The organism is Streptomyces sp. NBC_00224 (assembly GCF_041435195.1).
Lineage (GTDB): Bacteria > Actinomycetota > Actinomycetes > Streptomycetales > Streptomycetaceae > Streptomyces.
In genome coordinates this window covers 7025266-7041575 of record NZ_CP108106.1, presented here as the reverse complement: position 1 = coordinate 7041575, position 16310 = coordinate 7025266, and the positions used below count along the sequence as shown (strand labels likewise).

The following is a 16310-nucleotide window of genomic DNA, read 5'->3' as shown; positions in this document are numbered from 1 at the left end:
AGAGCCATGGAAGTGGCACCTCTTGTACGTGCGCGCATCCGCGCTGTCATGACAGCGCACACGCGTCTCAGCGCCTTCGCTCGTCCTGGGCGACGGCAGTCGTCGATGCGAAGGCCGAGGTCGCCAACGCCTGCCATTCGCTGGGGCTCATGCCGTAGGCCCCGCGGAACGTGCGGCTGAAGTGCGAGGGGCTGCTGAAGCCCCAGCGGTGTGCCACCGCGGCCATGGTGACCCTCCGGTTGGAGCGGCCCAGTTCGAGGCGGCAGAATTCGAGCCTGCGCCGCCGCACCCATTGGCTCACCGTGCTGCCGTCGTTCTGGAAGAGCTTCTGCAGGTACCGGACGGAGATGTGGTGGGCGCGTGCGATCGACTCCGGTGAGAGGTCCGGGTCCATCAGATGTTCTTCGATGTAGCCGTGGATACGGGACAGCATCTCGTTGACGGCCCCGGACGCGTCGTCGGCCTCGTCCGTCGTGTCCGCTTCGAGGAGCTCCATGACCAGGACGGAGAGGAGGTGTACGGCCGTCCGGGCACGCCGGTCCCCGATCGTGGACCGGCGGAACTCCGCCTCGGCGGCTAGCGCGGTCAGGAAGTCGGACGCCAGCGCCCCGATTCCCTCCCCGCCGCGTACGGGTACGCCGAGCACCTGGTTCAGTTCCGACTCCGTGACGCCCAAATAGTGGCGGGGCACCCGGAAGAAGATCATCTGGCAGTCCTCGCCGAACTGCAGCAGGTGCTGTCGGGCCGGGTCGCAGAAGACCAGGTCGTTCGGCTCCAACAGGGTCTTGGCACGCTCCTGGACGACGGTGACGGGCCCACGGACATGGACGCCGAGGTAGACATGGTTCCGGTCGTTCGTGTCCGGCATCTCGGAAAGCATCTGGACCAGCCACCCCGAGCGGGAGGAGGGCGAGGCCGGATCGGGCGCTTGCCTGGGCACCCGTTCGGGCGCACGAGACATCAGTGTGAGGGGCATGGGGATTCCTAGCCGTAGGTGCGTGCGGGCGGCGGGCGGATTCACGCCCCGTTCGCCGGCTCCTCGGCCAGGAACTTCTCCACCACGGCGTTGAAGGCCGGCGGGTTCTCCAGGAAGGGGAAGTGCGAGCTCGCCACGTCGGAGGCGAAGACGTGCAGGCGTGCGCCGGGAATCCGCTCGGCGACGAAGCGCTGCGAATCGGGGTGCACATGGCTTCCCTCGCAGCCGATCACCAGGGTCGGCACATCGATCCGGGGAAGCACGTCGCGCCAGTCCTGCGCGCAGTGGTCGAACAGCAGCGGTACGCCCGCGTAGGCGGGTGTCGACCGGATCTCCTCGCCGACGAAGGCCAGCACCTCGGGGTCGGGCTCGCCGGAGAACATGCCGCGCACGAAGTCGGCGCGGACCGTGTCGCCCTCCGGCCCCGCGAGGGCCGCACCCAGGTACAACAGCCCCGACACATCGAAGATGGCGCCGGAGTCCCGCTGTTCCCGCTCGGTCATCCAGGGCACGGCGGCGACCGCCGCGGGCTGGTCGACGGCGACGAAGCGCCGGATCCGTCCGGTCCCGTACTGGTCGATGAAGCTCCACCACACCGAGACGCCCATGGACCAGCCCAGTGCGTCGAAACGGTCAAGACCGAGATGGTCGACGAGTTCGAGCACATCGCGGGCGAGCCGGGCGATGCGGTAGCCGTGACGCGGCTTGCCGGACTTCCCGTGGCCGCGGAGGTCGACGGTGACGACGCGACGACCGGGCGCCAGCCCCTCGATCTGGTGGCGGAACATCGCCTGCGTCTGCCCCCAGCCGTGCAGCATCACCAGCGGGACGCCCTCGCCGCCGGTGTCCTGGTACGCGAGCCGTGCGCCGTCCGTCGTGATCAGTTCCTTCATGACCTCTCCCCTGGTCAGAGGCGGTACATCGGTCCCGCCCGTCCCGAACATCATCGAATGGGGCCCGCCGCCCGCACCACCGCGAGTTGTAGGAATCGGGCCGTGGATCCTCCTCGCTTTGTCGAAGCACGTCTGTGGTCGGAGGGGCCGTGGTCAGACGGCCCCGCCGCCGCCCGGGGCGAGGAGTTCCTCGATCCTGAGCCCGAGGTGCAGAGTGAGCCGGTGGGCGCCGTCGTCGAGGTCGAGTCCGGTGATCTCCTGGATCTGGCGCAGGCGGTAGTAGAGCGAGGTGCGGTGGATTCCCAGCGTGTCCGCGGTCCTGGGAATCGATCCCGCGCGTTCGAGGAAGCAGCGCAGGGTGTCCCGCAGGCGGTCGCCGCCATGAGTGTCGCTCAGGGTACGGAGCGGCTTCGGGACCAAGGACGCGTTCAGAACGTGCTCGGGGAGCTGGAGCAGCACCGCGAGCTCCCCGAGCAGCTCCCAGTCACCAGCGCTCTTCAGGGTGGGCAGTCGGCGTGCCGCGCGTGCCGCCACGAGCGCCTGCTCGTACGACGTCCATGCGTCGTCCAGGCCGGTGTGCCGGCCGCCGACGCCGATCACGGGGTCCGCCGACGGACCCAGGAAGGTGCGGAGTTCATCCAGGATGCGAGCGGACTGTGCGGTGACCTCGTCCTGACCGGGTGGGCGGTCGCGCAGCTGGAGCAGTGTCGCCCGCTCCTTGCCGATCGCGATGAGGCCCTGGGCCGAACGCGTCTGCCGGAACCCCTCCAGCGCCCCCCACAGGGCAGCCTCGGACTGCCGCACGAGCTCGGTCGCGCAGCTCAGTTGGACGACGGTGACCAGGACGTGCTCGGCAGCTCCGAGCAGTCCGAGTTCCTTGCCTCGCCGCCGTGCGGTGGTACGGGCGGCGACGTCGGTGCCGACGAGTTCGAGGACGAGGTCCCGCTCGTCGGCCTTCCGGCCGTCGGTGGCGATGTGCTCTCCGTGCATCTGGGTGGCCATGGCGTCCGCGGCCCGGGCGATGGCACGTGTCTCGTGCTCTGCGAGCGTCTTCTCGGGCACGACCACCATGAGCAGTCCGAGGAGATGCCCGCGCTCGCGCAGCGGCACGACGTAACGGGGCAGCAGTCCGAGATCGTCACGGCCATCGATGAATCCGGCTCGGGACCACTGGGTCACGCCCTGGGCGAGGACGTAGCGGATGGTCGCGTTGTCGGCGCGGCCCTGCAACAGGGTGCCGATGCGGACCGGGTCCTCGTCGCCGAAGTGGCGGCTCGTGCAGACCATGCGGACCAGCGGGTCGTCGACGGCGACGGACCGGCCGAGCCGCTCCGCGAGCTCGTCGACAAGCGCCTGGAGCTCGGGGCTGCCGGGGCGGGCTCGCTGGAGCCTTACGGTCATGCGCTGTTCCTCTCTCGACCAACGGTTCCCCGCGGACTTCTATCCTTTCCGCGGCTCTTGATCATTCTGAGGAAGCGACGACGTCGGCACATCACACGAATCGTGCATTGCCATGAAGCCCACGGGGGATACGAAGCGACTACTCTCCGCTGTCGCGATGCTTCACCAGCCGGGTCAGCTCCACGCGCGAGGTGATGTCCAGCTTGGTGAAGGCCCGGCGCAGGTGCGAACTCACCGTGTGCGGCGAGAGGGAGAGGTGCTCGGCCACCTGTTGGTTGGTCAGCCCTCGGGCCACGAGCCGTACCACCCGTATCTCCGCGGCCGTCAGCTCGGGCCATGCACCGGAGAGTCCGGCCGTCGAGGGCCGGCGGCGGACACCGGCGGCCCGCAGGCGCCGACGGACGCGTGCGACGTCCCGCTCGGCGCCCGCTCGCGCGTAGAGCGCGAGGGCCGTGTCGAAGTACGGCACCGCTTCGGACGTGCGGGTGGCCGCCAGCTTGCGTCCGGCGTCCTCCAGTGCCGACGCCCGGGCCAACGGCCGAGGGCAGTCCTCGTACAGCCGGACGGCGCGTACGAGAGGGGCGAGGTCGTTGTCGAGGAGCCCCCGGGCATGCGCGGCGGTGGCGGCGAGGAACGTGAGGTCGGGGTTGAGCACGGCCAGTCGCTCGGCCAGGGCCACTGCCTGCGCGGCCCGTTCGTGCGCGCCGCCGCGCAGCGCCAGGCGGACGAGGACCGGGGCGTCGGCGGGGTCGACCAAGCCGGCGTAGGCCGGCCGGTCCGCGGCGGGCGATGTCATCACCGCGTCGAGTTCGGCCATGGCACGGTCGGGTCGGCCTTCGAAGTCGGCCATCAGCGCCAGCATCCAGGAGCCGAAGTGCCGGACGACGGGTGCGCCGTCGCTCCGCATGCGCCTCGCCTCCGCCGCGTACGCTCGGGCGGTCTGCTGGTCGTTGGTGTGGAGGGCGACGCGCATCATCACGTACCGGAGCGTGACGTCGGCGAGGTTTCCCGGGCCGGGATCGTCGGTCGTCACGGACGCGGCTTCGGCGTCCGCCCGGGCGTCCGTCAGCCGTCCGGCCTCCAGAAGGATGCGGGACCTGGTCATGAGCCACATACGGGTGGCCGCCGTCCGCCCCTGCTCCCTGGTGATCCGGATGCCGTCCTCCGCGGCGGCGAGCGCCTCCGCCGAGCGTCCGGTGGTGTTCGACAGGAGAGCGTGCCACAAGGCCTCCGGAACCCACAGCGAGGTGCTGACGCCCAGGGCGTCGGCCAGCGCGGCGGACCGCTCGGCCTGCCGGAACGCCTCGGTCAAGTCCATGCGGTGGAAACTCACGGCCGAGCGGACCGTCGTCAACGTGGCCTCGGCGGAGCGGTCCCCCGCTGCCGCCGCGGTCTCCCACGCCTCCGCGGCGACCTGCTCGGCCGCCGAGTGCTCGCCCGACATCGACAGGCCGACAGCGAGCATGGCCAGCAGTCGCCCCCTGACGTCCACGGGGATCCCGGGCAGTGCCGCCCCGGCGCGGGCCTGCCGGACCGCCTCGGAGAAGTCGAACGGTACGGCGAGGCGTGCCAGGGCAAGGCGTATGCGCGCCTCGTCCTCAGGTCCGAGACCGCCGGCCGCCAGGGCGGAGGCTCCCAGCTCACGCGCCTGGGCGGCCCGGCCCGTCTGCCAGAGCAGCGGGATCGTCTCGGCGATGATCCGCGGCCGCTCCGGAGCGGCCGCCGTGGTGAGTTCCAGGGCCTTGAGACTGCGTTCCGCGGCGGGTCCGGGAGCGGTGCCCGCGAGTTCTGCCGCGGCGGTGCGCAGCCGGTCGGCCTCCGCCGCGTCTCCCGGCCCCGCTCTCCCGGCCTCCGCCGCATCTGCCGGTGCTCTCCCGGCCGACGGCCCGGGACGCTCGGCGGGGGAGGCCGCGCTCCCCGGTGGCAGCTCGGCGGCTTGACCACGCAGGGCCTGACGCAGGGACAGAGGGAGGCCGGCTTCCACCGCCTCGCGGATCAGGTCGTGGCGGAAGGCGAGGCGATCGCCGCTTTCGGTGAGCAGATCGGCGTCGAGGGATTCCCGTACCGCTGTGATGAGCGCCCCCGAGGACCTGCCGAGCAGTTCGGCCAGCAGCGCGACGGTGACCGGGCCGCCCATGGCGGCCGCCGTCTGCACCAGCTCCCGCGCCTCGTCGGACAGTTGGTCGAGGCGGCGCACGACAGAGGGGAGTTCCTGTGGGGCTGGGGGTCCGGCCGGCAGCCTGGCCGTGCCGTTCTCGATCGTCACTGCCTCCCGCAGCGAGCCGAGCAGCGCGACCAGCAGCTGCGGGACCCCTTCGGCGCGACGGACGACGCGGAGGACGTCCGGGTCGGGAGCGGCGCCCAGGACGTCCTCGGTGATCCGTGTGGTGGCCTGGTCGTCCAGCGCTCCCAGCGCCAGCTCGTGTGCGCCTGCCTGCCGGATCCGGTCCAGGGTCGTGCGCACTCCCGACGGCACGCTGCCGCCGCGCACGGCGACCAGCCACAGGATGGCGTACGACGAGAGTCCGGCCGCGAGGGTGTTGAAGGTGAGAAGGGTCAGGTCGTCGCACCACTGGAGGTCGTCGAGGACGACGAGCAGGGGGCCGTTTCGAGCCGTCTCCCGCAGGCGGTCCCCCAGTTCCTGGAGCAGCCAGAAGCGCTGGCCGGGCGTCGTAGCGAGGTCCCTGAGGCGGACGGCGCCCGACAGCGGTTCCTCGCCGGAGAGCAGACCGTCGAGGAGCGGACCGAGCGGCACGAACTGCTCGTCGGGGTCCGCCGCTCCCTCGAACACCCTCGTCCCGCGGCGCCTCGCGGCTGCCGCGGCCTCCGCGAGGATCCTGGACCTGCCGATGCCGACGGGGCCTTCGACGCGGATGATCCCGCCTTCGCCCCGGTCGAGTGCGTCGAGCCGCGCCGCGATGAACGCCAGTTCGGCGTCCCTGCCGCGGAGGGCCGTCCGTACACCTGCGAGTTCCTCGGGCACGGTCCTTTTCGTCACTCGGTTCACGCTCATACGGCGGAACAGTATGAACCATATGAACCACCCCGCAGTCGCCCGGCCCAGGGGCCCGTCTCAGTCGAAGCGCAGGTCGGCGAGTTGCCGTTCGAGGACGGTGACGTCGTCCTCGGGCTCTTCACCGACCGGGCGCGCCGCCATGAGCGTGGCGAGTTCGACGCCCGCCCGGCGGACGCGGCCGGGCAGGCCGTCGGTGTACTCGTCTCCCCCCGAGCCCCAGTCCTCGGAGGCCGCGTACACGGCGGTGGGGACGACGACGGCGCGGAGATAGGCGAAGAGCGGGCGCACGGCGTGCTCAAGGACCAGGGAGTGGCGGGCGGTACCGCCCGTCGCCGCGATCAGGACCGGCTTCCCGGAGAGGGCGTCCGGATCGATCACGTCGAAGAAGGACTTGAAGAGACCGCTGTAGGAAGCCGCGAACACGGGAGTCACGACGATCAGGCCGTCGGCCCCCGTCACCGCGTCGATCGCGGCGCTCAGTCGCGGCGGCGGAAAGCCGGTCACGAGATGGTTGGCGATGTCGCCGGCCAGTTCGCGCAGCTCCACGACCTCGGTCGACGCCGCGTGCCCCCGGGCGGCGAGTTCGTCGCGGGCCGACTCGGCCAGCCGGTCCGCGAGCAGGCGGGTGGAGGAGGGGGTGCTCAGCCCCGCGGAGACGACGATCAGCTTCATGCGGCGGACACCTCCCGGACGGCGCGGAGGGACGCGTGCGTGGGGGCCTCCGGCACGCCGGACGGACGCCCCTTGGCGAATTCCCTCCGCAGGACGGGCACGACCTCTTCGCCGAGGATGTCCAGCTGTTCAAGGACGGTCTTCAGAGGCAGGCCCGCGTGGTCCATCAGGAACAGCTGGCGCTGGTAGTCGCCGACGCTCTCCCGGAACGACAGGGTCCGCTCGATGACCTGCTGGGGAGAGCCCACCGTCAGCGGGGTCTGCTCGGTGAAGTCCTCCAGCGACGGGCCGTGGCCGTACACGGGAGCGTTGTCGAAGTAGGGACGGAACTCCCGTACGGCGTCCTGGGAGTTCTTGCGCATGAAGACCTGTCCGCCCAGGCCGACGATGGCGTCCTCCGGCCGGCCGTGGCCGTGGTGCGCGAACCGGCGCCGGTAGAGCTGCACCATGCGCCTGGTGTGGTCGGCCGGCCAGAAGATGTTGTTGTGGAAGAAGCCGTCGCCGTAGAAGGCGGCCTGCTCCGCGATCTCGGGGGACCTGATGGATCCGTGCCAGACGAAGGGCGGGACGCCGTCCAGGGGCCGGGGTGTCGAGGTGAAGGCCTGGAGCGGCGTACGGAACGTGCCCTCCCAGTCCACGACGTCCTCGCGCCACAGCCGGCGCAGCAGCGTGTAGTTCTCCTTGGCGAGGTTGATGCCCTGGCGGATGTCCTGTCCGAACCACGGGTAGACCGGACCGGTGTTGCCGCGCCCCAGCATGAGGTCGACCCGGCCGTCGGCCAGGTGCTGGAGCATCGCGTAGTCCTCGGCGATCTTCACCGGGTCGTTGGTGGTGATCAGCGTCGTGGACGTGGACAGGATCAGCTTCTCGGTGCGGGCGGCGATGTAGCCGAGCATGGTCGTCGGCGACGACGGGACGAACGGCGGGTTGTGGTGCTCGCCGGTCGCGAAGACGTCCAGGCCGACTTCCTCGGCCTTGAGGGCGATGGCGACCATCGCCTTGATGCGCTCGTGTTCCGACGGAGTACGGCCGTTGGTGGGGTCGGGGGTCACGTCCCCGACGGTGAAGATGCCGAACTGCATGGGGTATCTGCTCTCCTGAGCTCGTCCGGTTCCCGCGCCGGGAACCGGGGGCCGGGGTGACGCCGGGGGCTCCGGCGTCACCCAGCGGGTCAACGGTGCGGCGTCACTTCGCCAGGAAGGCGAGGAGGGCGGTGTTGACCTCCTCGGCGTGGGTCCACAGCAGGCCGTGCGGGGCGCCCTCGATCTCGACGTAGTCGGCCGACGGGAGCGCCTTGTGGAAGGGGCGCGCGGTGCCCTCGGCAGGCAGGATGCGGTCGGCGGTGCCGTGCAGGATCAGGGCCGGCACGTCGACGGCGGGGATGTCGGCGCGGAAGTCGGTGTACCAGGTCGCCGGCGCGGCGGACGCGGCGAAGGAGCCGCCGCGGGCCGCGGTGTTCCAGCTGTTGCGGACGGCCTCCTCGCTGATGCGGGTGCCCAGGTTCTCGTCGAGGTTGTAGAAGTCGTTGAAGAAGGCCGTGTAGTAGGCGTAGCGGTCGGCCTTGACGGCGGCGACGACGCCGTCGAAGAACTCCTTCGGGGCGACGCCGTCCGGGTTGTCGTCGCTCTTGAGCAGGCAGGGCTCCAGCGAGGCCAGGAAGGCGACCTTGGCGACGCGGCCGGAGCCGTACGTGGACACGTAGCGGGCGACCTCGCCGGTGCCCATGGAGAAGCCGACCAGGACGGCGTCGTTCAGGTCGAGGGTCTCCAGCACGGTGTTCAGGTCGGCGGCGAAGGTGTCGTAGTCGTAGCCGATGGTCGGCTGCGAGGACTGCCCGAATCCGCGGCGGTCGTACGTGATCACGCGGTAGCCGGCATCGAGCAGAGCGGCGCTCTGGCGCTCCCAGGAGTGGCCGTCGAGCGGGAAGCCGTGGATGAGGACGACGGGCTGCCCGGCACCCTGGTCCTCGAAGTACAGCTCGATGGGGTTGGTGTTCTCCTGGCCCACGGTGATGTACGGCATGGGGATGCTTCCTCGATTCGGGTCGGCTGGTCCGCGCGTCGAAGCGGCGCGGTATGCCCGTCACGCTAGGACCGGTCCCGCACCTCCTGTTGCCGTACCGCGCACCACACCTTGCACGGGGGCGCAGAGGTCACTCAGCCGCCGGTGGCTGTTCCGGCGTCGCCCTCCGCAAGCACGATCCGGGCCAGGTGGACCCTGGAGCGCACCGAGAGCTTGCGGAAGATCGACGCCAGATGGGTGTTGACCGTGTGCGGGGAGACGACGAGGGCCTCCGCGGCCGACCGGTTGGTGTGGCCCGCGGCGATCAGCCGGGCCACCTTGCGTTCCGAGGCCGTGAGCGCGTCCCAGCCCTGGCCGGGGCGCGGCCGCAGGCCTCCGGTGCGCCGTCCGGAGCGGCTGGTGGCCCGTTCCAGATCGGCCCGGACCCGGTCTGCCTCGGCGTCGGCCCCCGCCTGGGCGTAGATGTCGTGCGCCCTGGTCAGGGCGGGTGTCGCAGCGGGGTCGCCTGCCGCGAGAAGAGCGCGCCCGAGGTCGGCGGATGCGGCGGCGAGGGACAGCTGCCGGAGGCCGGTGAGGAGGACGTGGACCGATCGCTCCAGGAGTCCGTGGTCGGCGTTCACCAGGCCGACCGCGTGGGCGGCCGTCCCCTGTGCGGTCGGCACGGAAGGGTTGCGGGTGGCGTGCTCCGCCGCCTGGGCCGCGAGGTCCTCGGCCAGGTTCCGGTCCCCGCCGCGCAGGGCGATCCGCACGGCCTGGACGACATGGGGGCGCAGGAGCCGCCAGCGGAGGAAGGGATGGTCACGCTGCACGGATCGGACCAGTTCGGCCGCTGCCGCGTGGTCGCCGTCGGCGTCGGCGACGACGGCCTCGAAGTACTGGTGCGTGGCGTGGTTGCCCGTGTTCGGCCGCTCGGCCACGGTCGCCCGCACGACGTCCAGGTGTTCCCGCGCGGCTTCGCGGTCACCGCGCAGCATCGCGAGGAGGCCGCGGTTGACGCGGATGTTGACCAGGTTGCCTGGCACGTGGAGGTCCGCTTCGAGCCGCTCGGCGGTGACGAGGTCGGCGTCCGCGTCGTCGAGCCGGCCGAGCCCCATGTTCAGGGTTGCCTGGGCCCAGATCAGCATGGCGGGGCGCAGGGGAGCGTCGCCCGCCGTCCGGAGCAGTCGCCTTACGGTGTCGAAGTCGTCCATGTGGATCCGGGCGACGGCCTCCTCGGGAAGGAAGGCCGTGTCGAACACGCTGAGCGCCGTGTGGTGTTCGACGGCGGCGGCGCAGTCGCCCGCGTTGAGGGCGATCTCGCCGAGGCCCCACAGCGCGAGGACACGGGCCTCCCGGTCACCGGACCGCTCCGCCTCGGCGAGCGCCCGTTCGCCGGTCTCGCGAGCGGCCCCGAGGTCGCGCCCGCGGGACCGGGCGAGGGCCTGCCGGGCGGTGAGCCGGGCGCGGATCACCGGGTCGGTGACGGCTGCCAGTGCGGCTGTCGAGCGGCGGGTCAGCTCGTGGACGTCGTCGAGGTGCCACAGCGTGTCGCCGAGTACGGACTGCAGACGGGCGAAGACGTCCAGGGGCGGCTGCCGGGCGAGCAGCGTGTCGCCGGTATCCCGTGCCTGGGTGTACCGGCCCGCGCGGGTCAGCGCGACGATGGCCCGTTCTCCCACGTCGAACACCATGGGCGCATGGGGCGGTACGAGTTCCAGGGCGCGTACGGCCAGGTCGGCGGCGAGGTCGGGCATCACGGCCATCACATCCGTGGCGGCCGTGCCGAGCAGCCCGATCGCCTCCTGGTCGCCGGGTTCGGCGCTCTTCAGCAGATGCGGGACCGCGTCGGTGGAGCTCCGGCCCGCCGCGACGAGCCGGCTCGCGGCCTCACGGTGGAGCGCCCGGCGTACGGAGGGGGCGAGATCGGCGTACACCGCCTGGCGGAGCAGGTCGTGGCGGAACAGGAGGCGTTCGCCGTCGTCGTGGAGCAGGGCGGCGGCGATCGCCTCGTCCACTTCGGCGCTGAGTCCGGAAGCGGGCCGGCCGCACAGGGCGGCGGCGTCCGCGAGCGAGAACGCGCGACCGAGGACCGAGCCGATCCGCAGGAAGTGGAGGGTGTCCGGCCGGAGGTCGGCCAGCCGGTCGCGTACACCGAGGACCAGCCGCTCCGGCGGCTCCGGCGCGTCCGCGCCCGACGCCGCGATGCCCGTGAGCATCTCGGCCGCGAGGAAGGGGTTGCCTCCCGCCCCGTCGAGAAGTTCCGCGACCTGCGTCGGCACGTCCCCGCCGAGGACGTCCCGTGCCAGCTCGGCCAGGGCCGTGTCGGACAGCGGCCGGAGGGGGAGGGTCGTCGTCCGCGGCCCCTGCCCGTACAGTTCCGGGTCGTTCCTGCCCGTGAGCAGCCAGAGGACCGGGGAGCTGAGCAGCCGTGCCGGCATGACGCTCAGGGCGAACCGGCTCAGCGGGTCGGCCCATTGGACGTCGTCGACCGCGATCAGCACGGGCGTGCCCGCCGAGCGTTCCTCGATCAGCTGGGCCAGTCGTTCCACGAGCCAGATGCGCTGGTCGTGATGGCCCGCGAGGTCGGCGAAGTCCGTGCTGGACAGCAGCGGCGGGTCACCGTGCAGGAGGCCCGAGGCCAGTGAGGCGAGCGGTGCCAGCTCGTGCAGTTCCTCGGCGCGTCCATGGCTGACGACGAACCCGTGAGCCCGCGCGATCGAGACGGTCTCCCGCAGCAGTACGGTCTTCCCGATCCCGGACTCGCCCAGGAGCAGCGCGATCGCTCCTCCCTCGCCGTCGCGCACCGCCTCGACCAGGGCGCGCAGCCGCTCCAGCTCGGCTTCGCGGCCCCGCAGCCCGGGCCGACTCAGCCCCGCGCTCCCGGACACCGCCATGCCTTGTCCCCCGGGCCGGTCGGGGCTCATCCCTTGACCGATCCGGCGAGCAGTCCCCGTGCGAAGTGCCGCCGGAGGGAGAAGAAGACGAGCAGCGGGACGAACGCCGCCACGAAGGCTCCCGCGGTGAGCCGCTGCCACTCGTTGCCGTACGTCCCGGCCAGGCTCGCCAGTCTGACCGTCATCGGCGCGGTCTCGGCCGTTCCGCCCGACAGCGTCAGTGCCACGAGGAGGTCGTTCCACACCCAGATGAACTGGATGACGGCGAAGGAGACCAGGGCCGGGCAGGCCAGGGGCAGCACGATCCGGAGCAGCAGCGTCCCGTGCGACGCGCCGTCGACGCGGGCGGCCTCGATCAGGTCCCGGGGCAGCCCCGCCAGGAAGTTGTGCAGGAGGAAGACCGCGAACGGCAGCGCGAAGACCGTGTGGGCGAACCAGACCTGGCCGAAACGCGCGGGACCGGTGAGGTTCCAGGCGGGCAGGAACAGCCAGCCCTGGGAGAACAGCTTCAGGAGGGGGACGAGCGCCATCTGGAGCGGCACGACCTGGAGCGCGAAGATGCCGACGACGAGCGCGTCCCGCCCCCTGAAGTCGATCCACGCCAGGGCGTACGCCGCGAAGAACGCCAGCACGAGCGGGAACAGCACCGATGGGAGGGTGATGACGACGGAGTTGACGAAGTGCTCCGCGAGCCGCCCCGACCCGTTCCCGCCGCCGGACAGCACCTCGCCGTAGTTGTCGAGCGTGAGGTGGGGCGTACCGAACACGGTCCACCAGCCCGTCGTCTTGATCTCCTCCTCGGGGCGGAACGAGGAGAGCAGCAGACCGAGGGTCGGTGTCGTCCAGAGGACCGCGATCACCACGGCGATCGACGAGAAGGCGCGGGAGCCCAGACGCTCGCGGACGCCGTTCACCCCGCCCTCCGCTGCGCCCGGACCTGGTGGGCGACGAAGGGGGTGACGAGGACGAAGAGGAGCACGGCGAGCGCCGCGCCGCGGCCCGTCTCGCCGTAGCGGAAGGCCTGGTCGTACATCTCGTGGGCGATGACGCCCGTGTCGAACTGTCCGCCGGTCATGGTCTTGACGATGTCGAAGGCCTTGAAGGTGCCGATCGCCTGGGCGAGGACCACGACGAGCAGAGTGGGCCTGACCGACGGCATGGTGATCCGCCAGAAGATCTGCCGGGGGGAGGCACCGTCCAGTTGGGCCGCCTCCGTCATCTCACGGGGAACCGCCGCGATCGCGCCCGCCAGCAGGACGGCCGCGAAGCCCGCCTGTGTCCACACCATCACCACGATGAGGAACAGGACGTTCCAGGGCGAGTCCACGAGCCATTGCCTCGGTTCGCCGCCGAACGCGACGACGAGCTGGTTCAGCAGCCCGATCTGCCCGACCTCCGCGGGACGGTAGGCGTAGACGAACCTCCAGACGACACCCGCGCCGACGAAGGAGATCGCCATCGGCATCAGGACGAGGGACAGCGCGAACGCTCTGAACCGCGACCGTACGACGGCCGCCGCGTAGAGCAGACCGACCGAGGTCGCCAGCAACGGCACGAGCACCACCCACGCCAGGGTGTTGCGCAGCGCGACCAGCGCCCGGGGATCGGTGAACATCCACACGTAGTTGTCGAATCCGGCCCACGCGTCTCCCCCGCTGTCGGTGAACGACAGCACCAGGGTGCGCAGACCTGGAAGGAGAAGACCGACCGTGAGCAGCAGCAGCGCGGGGGCCAGCAGGATCAGGGCCGCGGCCCTCCTCCGTACCGGTCCCCGGTGCAGCGCCAGCAGGATCAGGGAGACCACCGCCGCGAAGGCGGCGACGCCCTGGAGCAGGTACAGCAGCTTGGGCTGCTGGGCGACGGCGTCGAACGACATCAGTGGCTCGGCCAGGACCGTTCGATGGAGTCGGCGACCTGACGGGTGCTCGCGCCGCCGATCCAGTCGACGGCTCCCTTCCAGAACGTCCCGGCGCCGACCGACGCGGGCATCAGGTCCGAACCGTCGAACCTGAACTGTGTCCTGGGGTCCTGGAGCAGCTGGATCGAGAGCCTGTCGACCGGGGTCGCGGCGTTCGCCGGATCCACGCCCCTGTTCGCCGAGACGAACGGGCCCTTCTTCATACGCGCGTTCGCGAAGTCCGCGGAGGCCAGATACTCCTGGAAGGCCCGCACTTCGGGACGGTCGGCGAACGCCGCGGTGAACACCCCACCGCCCAGTACGGGGCGGCCGGCCGGGTCGGCCCCCGGCAGGAGGAAGGCGTAGACGTCCTTGTCCGGTCCGATCTCGGTGCCCTTCGGCCACAGACCGGCATAGAACGAGGCCTGGCGGTGCATCGCACAGTCGCCGGAGAGAATCGGTGTGCCGGCTTCCTGGAAGGAGATCGACGCCATCGACCGGGCCGGACCGAAACCGCCGTTGGCGTACCGGTCGTTCTTGAGGATGGACCCCACGGTGTCCATGGCCTTGATCACCCGCGGGTCGTTGAACGGGATCTTGTGGGCGACCCACTGGTCGTAGACGTCCGTGCCCTGCTGGCGCAGCAGGACGTCCTCGACCCAGTCCGTCACGGGCCAGCCGGTCGCCTCGGCGGACTCGATGCCCGCGCACCACGGCTTCACGCCCGACGCCGCGACCTTCTCCGTCACGGCCATCAGCTCGGACCACGTGCGGGGAACGCTCAGTCCCCTGTCCCGGAAGAACTTCGGGGAGTACCAGACGAACGACTTCACGTTCGCGACCAGCGGCGTGCCGTAGAGGGTGCCGTTCACGGTCGCGTAGCTGTTCCAGTCAGCCGACCAGCCCTGCTTCGCGAGGGCCACGACCCCGGCGCTCGCGGGCTTGAGCTTCCCTGCCCGCGCGAAGCGTTCCAGGAGCCCGGGCTGGGGGAAGAACGCCACGTCAGGGGCGCTCCCGCCGTCGACCCGGAGCTGGATCTCGGCCTCGAACTCCCCGTCCCCCTCGTACTGGACGTCGATTCCCGTGCAGTCCGCGAAGTCCGCCCAGGTCTCTTCGAACAGGTCGGCCTCCCGGTCCCGGTTCTCCGCGTAGACGGTGACCTTGGTGCCGGGGTGCTTGCCGTATCTGGCGTACGGCCCACAGTCCGCGGCGGTGTGCGACGGCGGACCACTGTCCTGAGGAACACCGCAGGCGGTGGCAAGGGCGGCGAGGGCGATGACGGCGAGCGCGAGCCTCGCGCCGAACCTCATGGGTGTATCTCCTCCGATCGCCCGCCGAGGGGTCCTCGGGGGCGATCAGAAGCTACCAGCGCTCGAACAATATCGACTAATCGTTCGATCTTGAACGATCGGGTCAGTGGGCGGTGGCCCGGACCGCGTCCTGGATCAGCTCCGCCACGGCCTTGGGCTGGGCGAGCATGACCAGGTGGGAGGAGTCGACCTCGACGGTGGTCATGCCGGCGCGCTCGTACCCGTAGCGCTCCACATCGGGGTTGATCGTGCGGTCGGAGGAGGCGACAAGGCCCCACGAGGGCTTGGTCTTCCAGGCCGCGACAGGCGCCGCCTCCGAGAAGGCACGTGCGGCCAGGGGGCGCTGGGAGACGGCGAGCACCGCGGCGAGGTCGGGGTCGACGTCCGCGGCGAAGAGGGCGGGGAACTTCTCGATCTCCACCGAGACGTCGGTGCCGCTCTCGGTGGAGCCGGCCACCGGGAACGGGGTGTAGACGAGAGCGTCGGCAAGACCGGAGTCGGGGAAGCGGCCCTGCAGCTCGCCCAGGCTCTCGCCCTCCTCCAGCGCGTATCCCGCGAGGTACACCAGTGCGCGGACGTTGTCCTCCGTGCCGGCGAGGGTGATGACGGCGCCGCCGTAGGAGTGCCCGACCAGGATCACGGGGCCTTCGACGGCGCGGATAACCGAGGCGATGTACGCGGCGTCGTCGACGAGGCCGCGGTTGGGCACCGCCGGGGCCACCACTTCCATGCCGGCGGCGGTCAGCTCGGGGATGACGCGGGCGAAGCTGGAGGCGTCGGCGAAGGCGCCGTGGACCAGGACGACGGTGGGGCGGGCGTGTCGGGACATGGGGGAACTCCTCGGTGTGTGACGGGGGATGGGGCTGGGGATGCGGGAGGCGGATGTGTGGTGTTCGTGTGGTGCTTCACAGGCCGAAGCGGGCGCGCCTCGCCTCGGGCACCAGGTCGGTGTACTCGGGGTGCTTGCCGATCCAGCCCCGGATGAAAGGGCAGTGCGGCAGGACGCGCAGCCCACGGGCCCGGACGTCGTCGAGCGCTCCCCGGGCGAGGAGACCGGCCAGGCCCTGGCCGGCGAAACGGCTGTCGATCTCGGTGTGGATGAAGGCGATCTCGCCCTCCGAGAGGTGGTACTCGGCGAAGCCCGCGGTCTCGGTGCCGTCGTCGCCGGCGAGGATCTCGTACCGGGACTTCTGGGGCCGGTCCGTCACCTGCGGTTCCATGGGTGCTCCTGTGCGGTCGCGGTGTTACGG

At 71.1% G+C, this 16310-nt stretch carries 13 protein-coding genes; all 13 read right to left on the bottom strand.

Annotated features, from left to right (window positions below; all coding sequences use genetic code 11):
* Window positions 1-67: 67 nt before the first annotated feature.
* A complete protein-coding gene (locus tag OG965_RS31360; protein WP_371655411.1) occupies window positions 68-868 on the bottom strand; it encodes a helix-turn-helix domain-containing protein in 801 nt (266 codons plus the stop codon).
* 149 nt (window positions 869-1017) lie between these two features.
* A complete protein-coding gene (locus OG965_RS31355) occupies window positions 1018-1869 on the bottom strand; it encodes an alpha/beta fold hydrolase (RefSeq protein ID WP_371655410.1) in 852 nt (283 codons plus the stop codon).
* 153 nt (window positions 1870-2022) lie between these two features.
* The gene (locus OG965_RS31350) at window positions 2023-3270 is read right to left on the bottom strand and encodes a PucR family transcriptional regulator (protein ID WP_371655409.1); all 1248 of its coding nucleotides are present in this window, start codon (window positions 3268-3270) and stop codon (window positions 2023-2025) included.
* A 139-nt stretch (window positions 3271-3409) separates the two neighbouring features.
* Window positions 3410-6283: an AAA family ATPase gene (locus OG965_RS31345; protein ID WP_371655408.1), complete on the bottom strand. Its 2874-nt coding sequence runs from the start codon at window positions 6281-6283 to the stop codon at window positions 3410-3412.
* A 60-nt stretch (window positions 6284-6343) separates the two neighbouring features.
* A complete protein-coding gene (locus OG965_RS31340) occupies window positions 6344-6958 on the bottom strand; it encodes an FMN reductase (RefSeq protein WP_371655407.1) in 615 nt (204 codons plus the stop codon).
* A complete protein-coding gene (locus OG965_RS31335; protein WP_371655406.1) occupies window positions 6955-8040 on the bottom strand; it encodes an LLM class flavin-dependent oxidoreductase in 1086 nt (361 codons plus the stop codon). The genes OG965_RS31340 and OG965_RS31335 overlap by 4 nt, the downstream gene beginning before the upstream one ends.
* Before the next feature lie 103 nt (window positions 8041-8143).
* A complete protein-coding gene (locus tag OG965_RS31330) occupies window positions 8144-8980 on the bottom strand; it encodes an alpha/beta fold hydrolase (protein WP_371655405.1) in 837 nt (278 codons plus the stop codon).
* A 134-nt stretch (window positions 8981-9114) separates the two neighbouring features.
* Window positions 9115-11853, bottom strand: a complete 2739-nt coding sequence (locus OG965_RS31325; protein WP_371655404.1) for an AAA family ATPase — start codon at window positions 11851-11853, stop codon at window positions 9115-9117.
* Window positions 11854-11879: 26 nt separating this feature from the next.
* Window positions 11880-12767 carry a carbohydrate ABC transporter permease gene (locus OG965_RS31320; protein WP_371655403.1) on the bottom strand — a complete coding sequence of 296 codons (888 nt, stop codon included), beginning with the start codon at window positions 12765-12767 and terminating at the stop codon, window positions 11880-11882.
* Window positions 12764-13729, bottom strand: coding sequence for a carbohydrate ABC transporter permease (locus OG965_RS31315; protein ID WP_371655401.1), 966 nt, complete (start codon window positions 13727-13729; stop codon window positions 12764-12766). The genes OG965_RS31320 and OG965_RS31315 overlap by 4 nt, the downstream gene beginning before the upstream one ends.
* Entirely contained in the window at window positions 13729-15060 is a 1332-nt protein-coding gene (locus tag OG965_RS31310) for an ABC transporter substrate-binding protein (protein WP_371655400.1), read from the bottom strand. The genes OG965_RS31315 and OG965_RS31310 overlap by 1 nt, the downstream gene beginning before the upstream one ends.
* Window positions 15061-15163: 103 nt before the next feature.
* A complete protein-coding gene (locus OG965_RS31305; protein ID WP_371655399.1) occupies window positions 15164-15889 on the bottom strand; it encodes an alpha/beta fold hydrolase in 726 nt (241 codons plus the stop codon).
* Window positions 15890-15965: 76 nt separating this feature from the next.
* Window positions 15966-16280, bottom strand: coding sequence for a GNAT family N-acetyltransferase (locus tag OG965_RS31300; protein WP_371655398.1), 315 nt, complete (start codon window positions 16278-16280; stop codon window positions 15966-15968).
* Between the last annotated feature and the right edge of the window lie 30 nt (window positions 16281-16310).

What these genes read in the sequence shown, in the direction of transcription:
- OG965_RS31360 (WP_371655411.1), bottom strand. Translation starts at nt 868, where the DNA reads ATGCCGGACACGAACGACCGGAACCATGTCTACCTCGGCGTCCATGTC.
- OG965_RS31345 (WP_371655408.1), bottom strand. Translation starts at nt 6,283, where the DNA reads ATGAGCGTGAACCGAGTGACGAAAAGGACCGTGCCCGAGGAACTCGCA.
- OG965_RS31330 (WP_371655405.1), bottom strand. Translation starts at nt 8,980, where the DNA reads ATGCCGTACATCACCGTGGGCCAGGAGAACACCAACCCCATCGAGCTG.
- OG965_RS31350 (WP_371655409.1), bottom strand. Translation starts at nt 3,270, where the DNA reads ATGACCGTAAGGCTCCAGCGAGCCCGCCCCGGCAGCCCCGAGCTCCAG.
- OG965_RS31310 (WP_371655400.1), bottom strand. Translation starts at nt 15,060, where the DNA reads ATGAGGTTCGGCGCGAGGCTCGCGCTCGCCGTCATCGCCCTCGCCGCC.
- OG965_RS31355 (WP_371655410.1), bottom strand. Translation starts at nt 1,869, where the DNA reads ATGAAGGAACTGATCACGACGGACGGCGCACGGCTCGCGTACCAGGAC.
- OG965_RS31335 (WP_371655406.1), bottom strand. Translation starts at nt 8,040, where the DNA reads ATGCAGTTCGGCATCTTCACCGTCGGGGACGTGACCCCCGACCCCACC.
- OG965_RS31340 (WP_371655407.1), bottom strand. Translation starts at nt 6,958, where the DNA reads ATGAAGCTGATCGTCGTCTCCGCGGGGCTGAGCACCCCCTCCTCCACC.
- OG965_RS31325 (WP_371655404.1), bottom strand. Translation starts at nt 11,853, where the DNA reads ATGGCGGTGTCCGGGAGCGCGGGGCTGAGTCGGCCCGGGCTGCGGGGC.
- OG965_RS31305 (WP_371655399.1), bottom strand. Translation starts at nt 15,889, where the DNA reads ATGTCCCGACACGCCCGCCCCACCGTCGTCCTGGTCCACGGCGCCTTC.
- OG965_RS31300 (WP_371655398.1), bottom strand. Translation starts at nt 16,280, where the DNA reads ATGGAACCGCAGGTGACGGACCGGCCCCAGAAGTCCCGGTACGAGATC.
- OG965_RS31315 (WP_371655401.1), bottom strand. Translation starts at nt 13,729, where the DNA reads ATGTCGTTCGACGCCGTCGCCCAGCAGCCCAAGCTGCTGTACCTGCTC.